The sequence below is a fragment of the Nonomuraea sp. K271 genome, assembly GCF_009908215.1.
Taxonomy (GTDB): Bacteria; Actinomycetota; Actinomycetes; order Streptosporangiales; family Streptosporangiaceae; genus Nonomuraea; species Nonomuraea longispora.
Map to the genome: position 1 here is coordinate 1 of NZ_JAAAHR010000271.1, position 7358 is coordinate 7358.

8 protein-coding genes and 1 pseudogene are annotated in these 7358 nt (G+C 65.0%); 6 read left to right on the forward strand and 3 right to left on the reverse strand.

Features of this window, described 5'->3' with window-relative positions:
* The coding region (locus tag GUY59_RS45015; protein ID WP_161715061.1) for a hypothetical protein at positions 1 to 229 on the forward strand (229 nt) is incomplete at its 5' end.
* The gene (locus tag GUY59_RS45020; RefSeq protein WP_138208374.1) at positions 226 to 711 is read left to right on the forward strand and encodes a hypothetical protein; all 486 of its coding nucleotides are present in this window, start codon (positions 226 to 228) and stop codon (positions 709 to 711) included. The genes GUY59_RS45015 and GUY59_RS45020, both read left to right, overlap by 4 nt.
* A gap of 109 nt (positions 712 to 820) precedes the next feature.
* On the opposite strand, the gene GUY59_RS45025 is transcribed toward GUY59_RS45020, so the two are convergent.
* Together GUY59_RS45025 and GUY59_RS51585 are read right to left on the reverse strand one after the other, a co-directional pair.
* Positions 821 to 1144, reverse strand: a complete 324-nt coding sequence (locus GUY59_RS45025) for a hypothetical protein (protein WP_138208373.1) — start codon at positions 1142 to 1144, stop codon at positions 821 to 823.
* Between the two features lie 449 nt (positions 1145 to 1593).
* Positions 1594 to 1789: pseudogene (locus GUY59_RS51585) on the reverse strand (IS1380 family transposase); the annotation flags it as partial.
* Between the two features lie 370 nt (positions 1790 to 2159).
* Between GUY59_RS51585 and GUY59_RS45035 the strand changes: the two are divergent.
* Both GUY59_RS45035 and GUY59_RS45040 read left to right on the forward strand, forming a co-directional pair.
* Entirely contained in the window at positions 2160 to 2888 is a 729-nt protein-coding gene (locus GUY59_RS45035) for a hypothetical protein (RefSeq protein WP_138208371.1), read from the forward strand.
* A 314-nt stretch (positions 2889 to 3202) separates the two neighbouring features.
* On the forward strand, positions 3203 to 4426 hold the full coding sequence (locus GUY59_RS45040; protein WP_138208370.1) for a hypothetical protein: 1224 nt from the start codon (positions 3203 to 3205) through the stop codon (positions 4424 to 4426).
* Between the two features lie 174 nt (positions 4427 to 4600).
* Here GUY59_RS45040 and GUY59_RS45045 read toward each other — a convergent pair whose 3' ends face one another.
* A complete protein-coding gene (locus tag GUY59_RS45045) occupies positions 4601 to 5515 on the reverse strand; it encodes an IS982 family transposase (protein ID WP_138208369.1) in 915 nt (304 codons plus the stop codon).
* Between the two features lie 660 nt (positions 5516 to 6175).
* Here GUY59_RS45045 and GUY59_RS45050 point away from each other — a divergent pair.
* Positions 6176 to 6802, forward strand: coding sequence for a hypothetical protein (locus tag GUY59_RS45050; protein WP_138208368.1), 627 nt, complete (start codon positions 6176 to 6178; stop codon positions 6800 to 6802).
* Between the two features lie 48 nt (positions 6803 to 6850).
* Positions 6851 to 7231: a TRM11 family SAM-dependent methyltransferase gene (locus GUY59_RS45055; protein WP_201762113.1), complete on the forward strand. Its 381-nt coding sequence runs from the start codon at positions 6851 to 6853 to the stop codon at positions 7229 to 7231.
* The last annotated feature ends 127 nt before the right edge of the window (positions 7232 to 7358 follow it).

A 7358-nucleotide genomic window follows, 5' to 3' on the forward strand; every position in this document is an offset into this window, starting at 1 on the left:
GCCCAACCCCACACCGCCCGACCCCATCTCACTCGACCCCAGCCAGGACGGGCGCATGCGCGGGCAGGACGGTGAGCGCGCGTTCGCGCTGGCCCACCTCGACCACAGCCTCGCCCTCATCCGGCAAGACGCCGCCCGCACCTTCCTCACCCAAGCCGAGACACTCGTGCCGGCCTGCTCCCCGCAGCAGCCTCCGAGCGCCTCGGCCGGGCAGGAGGCCACGGCATGACCCGCCACGACACCGCTACCGGCGACCCCGCACCCACCGCGCCGGAGAGCGCCACCGTCGCCGAGCTCGTGCCGAGGCGGGCGGACAGTTCGCGGGTGGAGATCTTCCAGATGCTCGGCTGGCGGTGGGACATCACCGCCGCCAAGCAGATCGCCCAGGGGCGGGTCCCAGAGGGGCGGATCGTGACCGAATGGTGGGCGGGCATGCTCAACCTGATCGTCATCGACGCCGAGCACGCGGCGCGGGTGGATCTGTCGCGACCGTTGATCGTGGCCACGGTCCCGACTGGCGGGATGCTGATCATCGACGGCTGGCACCGCCTGTGCAAGGCCGTGACCATCGGCGTCGAGGAGTTGTCCGCGGTGGTGCTCACCGCCGAGGAGGAACGCGCCTGCCGGATCTGCGGTGGCGAAGAACTGGCCGAAGGGGACATCGAGGATCTCAACGAAGACGACGAGAAGGATGTGGCTGGTAGCGCCTGAGCCGGTGGCGTAGGTGGCATGCCCCGTCCAGCACAGACGAATTGTGCTGGACGGGGCACACCTCCTGCACCACCGGATCAAGCTTGTCCACCATCCGGCTTCGCTGCTATTAAGCGTCTCGTCCTCGTTGGATTCGTAGCGGATGAGCAGCGCCCGGTACCAGTGAGCGCGATCCTTGCTGCTGCAGCATCCGGTGACGGAGCCCGGGGATGCTGGCCTTGCCAACGTAGGCGCCCCACCGGCCCTCGCTGTCCACGCGGTCGAGCAGGAGATAGACGCCGGGCACGTTCCAGCCCTTCTCCAGGCGGCGGACGTGGTCACGGTAGAGGAGAAGCATGCCGGCGACCTTGTGCTTGGCGCGGATCTTCATCGGGTTGTTCAGATCGTAGGAGAGGCCGACGATGAGCTGGGACGGGCGAACCGCATCGCACACACGCGGGCGTCGCCTTCACCTGATGCCACCACGAGATATTCCCGAACAGTATCGGACACATCGCTCTGCGCAACCATGTGTTCCGAGGAAGAAACGAGCAGCTCACCCGGCGGATAGCCACACTCGCCGTGCCGGACAACGCGATGAAGGTGCCCGTTGCGGCTATAGAGGACCGTCATACGCGCGATCCGCCGTGGCGACAGCCGGGGCGGTGGGTTCGCCCACGTGCCCGTGCCGGGCTGTGCGACGGCCGGTCAGACGCGTTCAGCAGGCACGTTCAGCCCGCGGACCAGGACACTTTTGCCTTGGATTTTTCGTATGGCCGAACCCGGAGCCCTGCTTGGCATGGCCGTAGGTGCATCGCTGCATGGAGTCGATGTCCAAGTACGCCAGGACTTCCTTGCCCGGCAGCAGCGGCGTGTGCTGGGCCAGCGCCGCAAACATCTGCCGGGCGACCTTGTCCCGTTGTCGTACGTTGCCCCAGGTGAAGGCGCGCAGGAACGATCCCAGTGTGGACGGCGCGCTGATGCCGTCGAACAGCTCGCCCATCCCGCCGTGCCGCAGCGTGTCCAGGTCGTTGATGCTGTCGGCGCCGCAGGCCATCCCTGCCACGATCAAGGCAAGCTTCGCGGGAGCGTTCACCCCGTCTGCCGCTGCTGGAACCATCTGCTCGCCGACCAGATGCTCCAGGCCCGCCCGCTCGACCAGCCGCAGCGCTGTGGCCAGGCCGGCGTAGGAGATCAACTGCTCTTCATCGAAGATCGCGTGGGTGTTGCTCCGGCGTGGAAAATCGCATTTACAAGGTGCCTTCCTAAGCTGGCTGATTGAAGCGTAGAGAACTCCAATCTTCCCAGGTCAGAGGACAAGTCACCTCATTTCGCAACACATACAGCAAATGTCAAGCCGTGGATCCAGGCTAAGGCGCAGGCCGCTTGGCTGGTGCACCTCCATGGATCGGAAGAGCCTTCAGGTATAACCCTCGTACTCGGACGCAGGTACCCCTATGGTCGAAGTCATGGTTGACCTCACTGAGTACGAGCGGCGCGGCGACTTCGACGCACCATTCGAACTGACCAGAAAGCACGAGCGTGTCCAGAAGGAGTCCGAGCGTATCCGCGAAGCGGTGCGGTGCGATATCGGCCCGTTGACGTGGGAGGCCTACATTGCGGGCGAGCCATGTCCTGGTTGCGATCTTCCGTATCGAGACGAGAAGCCATGGGAATTCAAGGGCACCATGTACTTCACAGAAGAAGAGCGCATCCGCTATGACGCTGAGGAGGCCCGGTTCAGAAAGGTGCACGGCGACTGTCACGCGATGCGCCACTCGGTCTCGGGATCGCTGACCATGCACTGCGGCAAATGTTGCCCGTCACCGCCACTCTCGCCACGGCAAATCGAGAATCTCGGCCGTATCCTCGGCGCTCCAAAGCAGCCCCATGAACTGATGCGATGGCGCCTCCGGTTGTACTGCGGCCACGTCGTGGAGAAGCAATCGCATTACACACACAAGACGCTTCACTCGGCGTTCACAGGTTCCACGTCGTGCCCTGAGTGCGGCCTCGATCCGGCGACCATCGTGGACGGTGAGGCCATCGGCCTCGTGGAGGAGCCACCTGGCGTGGCGAAGCGGGTACCTGCCAAGTCGCCTCGCCGTCCCACTGCGACCCGGAAGCCCACGAGAGCTGAGTTGGAGGCGAAGGTTCGCGAGTTGGAGGCGGAGGTGGAGCGGCTTCGCGGTTCGTAGCTGTCGAAACGGCGAAACGACTCGGCGACTCGCACAGGGGGTTGATGAACCAGCTCGGCGTCCTACCATCGCCCGGCCATCGGGAGGGCGCTGTTTACGCAGCCCCCTTACCCGGGCGAATGCCCGTCATGTACTGCGGGATCTCCTCAGCTCCTTCTTCCGTCGGCCCCTGCTGACCGTCAGGCGCGTCGACGACCCGCGACCGCCCCGAGAAGATCTACAGGCTGGCACGACTCATGCCTCGCAGGAGTGCGACTAAAGGATCCCGGGGGTTGCGCGGTTGTCTTGTCGCACCAGCGCGGCACTATCGACTCATGGCCGACGTACCTGTCCTTTCTGCCGACCGATTCCAGCACTGGGCGGTCGACTTCGTGCGCAATGAATATGTGGTGGTCACGACGGACGGACAACGTCTCGCCGGGACGCTACCGACGACAGCCTGGCCAGATAACCAGGTCGCACAGTCGGTCTTCGACTGGGAGCACTGGTGGGTGATCAGCACGACACGCAGGGGCGACACGCTCGTGTCGGAGGCGTACAGCCCTATCAGCACAGACAAGGGGCGACCGGCCGTCTACCTCGACCAGAATCACTGGAGCAAGCTCGCATGGGCGATGGTTGACCCCCGTAAGGTTGCGAACAAGGATGAACTCACCGCCGCGATGCGGATCATCGAACTTGCCACCGACGCCGGTATCGTCCTGCCGCTCTCGTCGGCCCACCTTACCGAGACGTACCCGCTCCATGGTGATCGTCGCTACAACTTGGGACTCGCGATGGCCAAGCTGGCCGGAGGCTGGGAGCTTCGCTCCCCCATGACAGTCTGGGACAACGAAGTGGCCATGATGCTGGCAACGCACGAAGACGCTCCGTTGCCGGCATTCTCGCAGCTGCCTGTCGTCACCACCGAGCCACAGGCCTTCCTCGCCAACGGCGTGCGAGCATACAAGATCGACAACGACTGGGATCTGTTCCAGCTCGTCCTCTCCGAACCTTCCACCACGTTGTCGTGCCTGATCGACACCACCGCTGAGGCGAAGGGCGACGTGTCCGCATGGGTTCAGCGCAATCAGGAGATTACTGACTACTTCGCCGGACAGCGACTCCCCGATACAGATCGGCGAAAGCAGGCCGCAGGATTCTTCTGGACCGACAATATCCAGGTGCTCGCCAAAGCCGCAGCACGGGTCGGCGTCGCCCCAACATCGTTTGCCCGGGATGCCAAGGAGTTGCTCCAGCAGACCGAGACGATGCCATTCGTATCGAACTTGTCGGCGCTATTCCGGCTTCGCTACCTCGATCGCCAGAACCGATGGAAGGGAAACGACCTGATCGACATGATGTACCTCTCGTGCGCAGCAGGTTACTGCGACTACGTGGCTGCAGAGCGTCACACGGGAACGCAGCTCCGGCAGATCATGAAAAGCAAAGGCGTAACTCCCAACGTGTTCATCACACTTGCGGATCTTGTGGAGGCCCTCGACCGGGACGGCGTGAAGACAGTAACCGAGGGAGCATCCGACAGTAACCGACAATGAGCGGGCTCAAGCGGCGCGAGCTACATCGGTCACTGGCCCTCGCACCGCCCTGCTGCCCATTGCAGCGCTGCCTTCCTGCCAAGGTCAATGCTCAAGGCGAGCCCTGGTGCACGAGATGGATGTCGTGGGGCTGAAGCTTCCCCTAGATGGATGAGTCCAAGGGGTCGGGGACGGTTAGTGATCGTAGAGGGTCAGTGATCTCTTGATGGGTTGGCCGGTGTGCTGGTTGTGCCAGATCGCCGTGGTCAGGGCCAGAATCTTGACGAAGATGCGGACGGTGACGCCGGCCGGGGTGCGGCCGCCGTGTCGTTCGAGGTCGAGCTGGCCTTTGAAGGTCTGATTGATCGACTCGATGACCTGGCGTAGCGGCTTGAACAGGTGCGCGCCTGCTCGTTCGGCCTCGCCGGTGCGGGCGGGGCGTAGCAGGTGTATCCCGTCCGCGGCCAGGTCCTGCTCGAAGGCACGGCCGTAGTACTGCCGATCAGATATGATCGTCTGATCGGGGTGCTCGGCCAGCACCCGGGGCGCGGTGGCCAGCATGCCCAGCAGCACCTGACGCTCATCGGCCTTGGCGCCGCTCAGCGCGAACAGCACCGGCAGCCCGCCCAGGGTGCACACCAGGTGCAGGCGTAGCCCCCAGAAATACCGGGAGTGGGAGGCGCAGTAGCCGTACTCGGCCCATCCGGCCAACCGGCTGCGCCGCGCGGTCTCCACCGAACGCCCGCACTCCACCGGCGTGGAGTCGGCCACCCACACCTCGTCGCTCCACAGCCAGGTGTCGCAGGCCAGCACCCGGATCACCGCTATCACCAGCCCGATCGACTTGCGCAGCCGCTTGCCGTAGCCCGATTGCTGGGGCAGGTAGGGGAACATGCCGCGCAGTTCCCGGTGTGCGTAGCGCAGCCAGCGGCGCTCGCGATGGTAGCCCAGCAGCGCCGACAGCACCGCCAGCGTCACCAGCTCGGCGTCGCTCAGCGTGGGCGCGATGCCTACCCTCGGCCGCCACGGAGCCAGCTCCGGCGCACTCTTCAGCAGATCATCGACCCTCACATAGAGTGCGGTTGCGAGGGTGTCCAGTTCGGTCGTCACAACCCGAGAATGGACATCCTCGCCCTATCCCCGCAGCTACGCCTTGGACTCAATCATCTAGTCGTTCCACACCTTCATCATGTCCAGGCAGCGCGAGTCAGCGAAGTTTGAGTGAGGGGAAACGCCGCAGGTGAGAGGACTGTGCAGCGCCTTCGGGACGTGGCGGCACGGTCGCGTATGTGCCTGGGGCCGCCCGGTTCTCTTATCCCGAGGTTCGCCGCCGCGCGCTCTGACCTGGCCTGCGTGCTTAACCATCGGTGAGAAACCGGGCGGTCATCAGCCTTCGGTGATAATGCTCAACCTTCGCTGCAAAAGATCAGGATACTCCGTCGTGTGATTGGTGACGGATCTTGTCCAGAGACTGCCCGAAAACGCTGTGACCTGCGAAAACAAGGCCCAAGGCGGAGTGGTGTTGGCGGCTGAACCACGATGGTTCTGGGTGCTGGCCCGGGACGGAAGACGGCCGGGCCGCGACGCACCCGCCTGCCACCCCAGCCTGGTTGTAGCCAGGCGAACGACTGCGCGGCGGAGCCCAGAACAAGCGCGGCACGGACAGGCATTACGAGATCTTTGCTTGGCGGCTTGTCCTAACTCGGGCCTCGAGACGGGTATTTGGATAAGTGACAGGGATCGCTGACCCGGTACTCGGGCCACACCCACATGACCGAACCCATCACCTCGACCACCACTGCCTCGACCAGCCACTCTTGCGGCGCACTCACCGTACGTCGCGAGGTTCACGACCCCACGGGGGGACATCTGCCACTGACCGTCTGGCTGGCCGCAGCCGACACCGAATCAGCCAGCACCTGCGAGAGCGGTTGTTGTCATCCGGTCAGCGGGCGGCCAGCCCGCCATCGCATCGCCACCTGCACTCGCATGGGCGAGACGATCACTCACCTGGGCGCCACCGATCATCAGGTAATCTCGGCCGCGCTGACGGCAGGCTGCCTGCCGGTAGCCGTCTTCACCGACGCCAACTGGGCGGGCGTGACCTCGCCCAAACACGCGCCGCGGGCCTGGCGTATCTGCAGTACCTCATCGCCCTACGCCGGCCCGCACAGGGCGAGCACATCCACCCTGACGTCTCCGATCGTGGCCTGGCCGCTTCGCACGAGCTGCCGGAGTGCGCCGGATTGCCGGCGAGCGCACGTGCGCAGTGACGTGCTGCTGTTCACCCGGCCGAAGACCTCCGAGTTCATCCGAACGGAAACGGGGGCCTGCGGAGCCACTCAGCGGGCGAAACGCGTCGGCGACGGCAGCGCGGACGGAAGTGAGCGTTCATGATCGAAATGACAACGTCGGTGTGGGCGACCGGCCAGCAGAACGTCGCGGGTGCAACGGTGGGGCCGGTACGTGCCGGAGTCGATGCGGCATCCGGGCACGATGCTGCCCGACATCGCCGCCAGGACGATCGCCACCTACACCGCACCCGGAGAGCTGGGTATCGACCCGATGTGCGGGATCGGCACCACCCTGGTCGAGGCCGCTCACCTCGACAGATACGCCGTGGGCGTGGAGTACGAGGAGAGATGGGCGCGGCTGGCCGTGACGAACCTCGGCCACGCCTGCAAGCAGGGGGCGTCCGGCTTCGGACGAGTGGTGGCCGGGGATTCCGGCGCATCGCCCGACTGCCGCCGGATCTGGCCGGGCGGGCGGCGCTGGTGCTCACCTCACCCGTACGGGGCTGCCACACATGGGCACATCCGCTCGTAGAGCTGAGCCTGAGCTGGAGTAGCGCGGATTGTTCCGGCGTTCGGGCCCGGATTCGGGCCGGGCGCTGGAGCGCGGGCTGAACCTGTGGATTTCGCTTGACGCGGGCCATGGAGGTGGGCGTCGATAC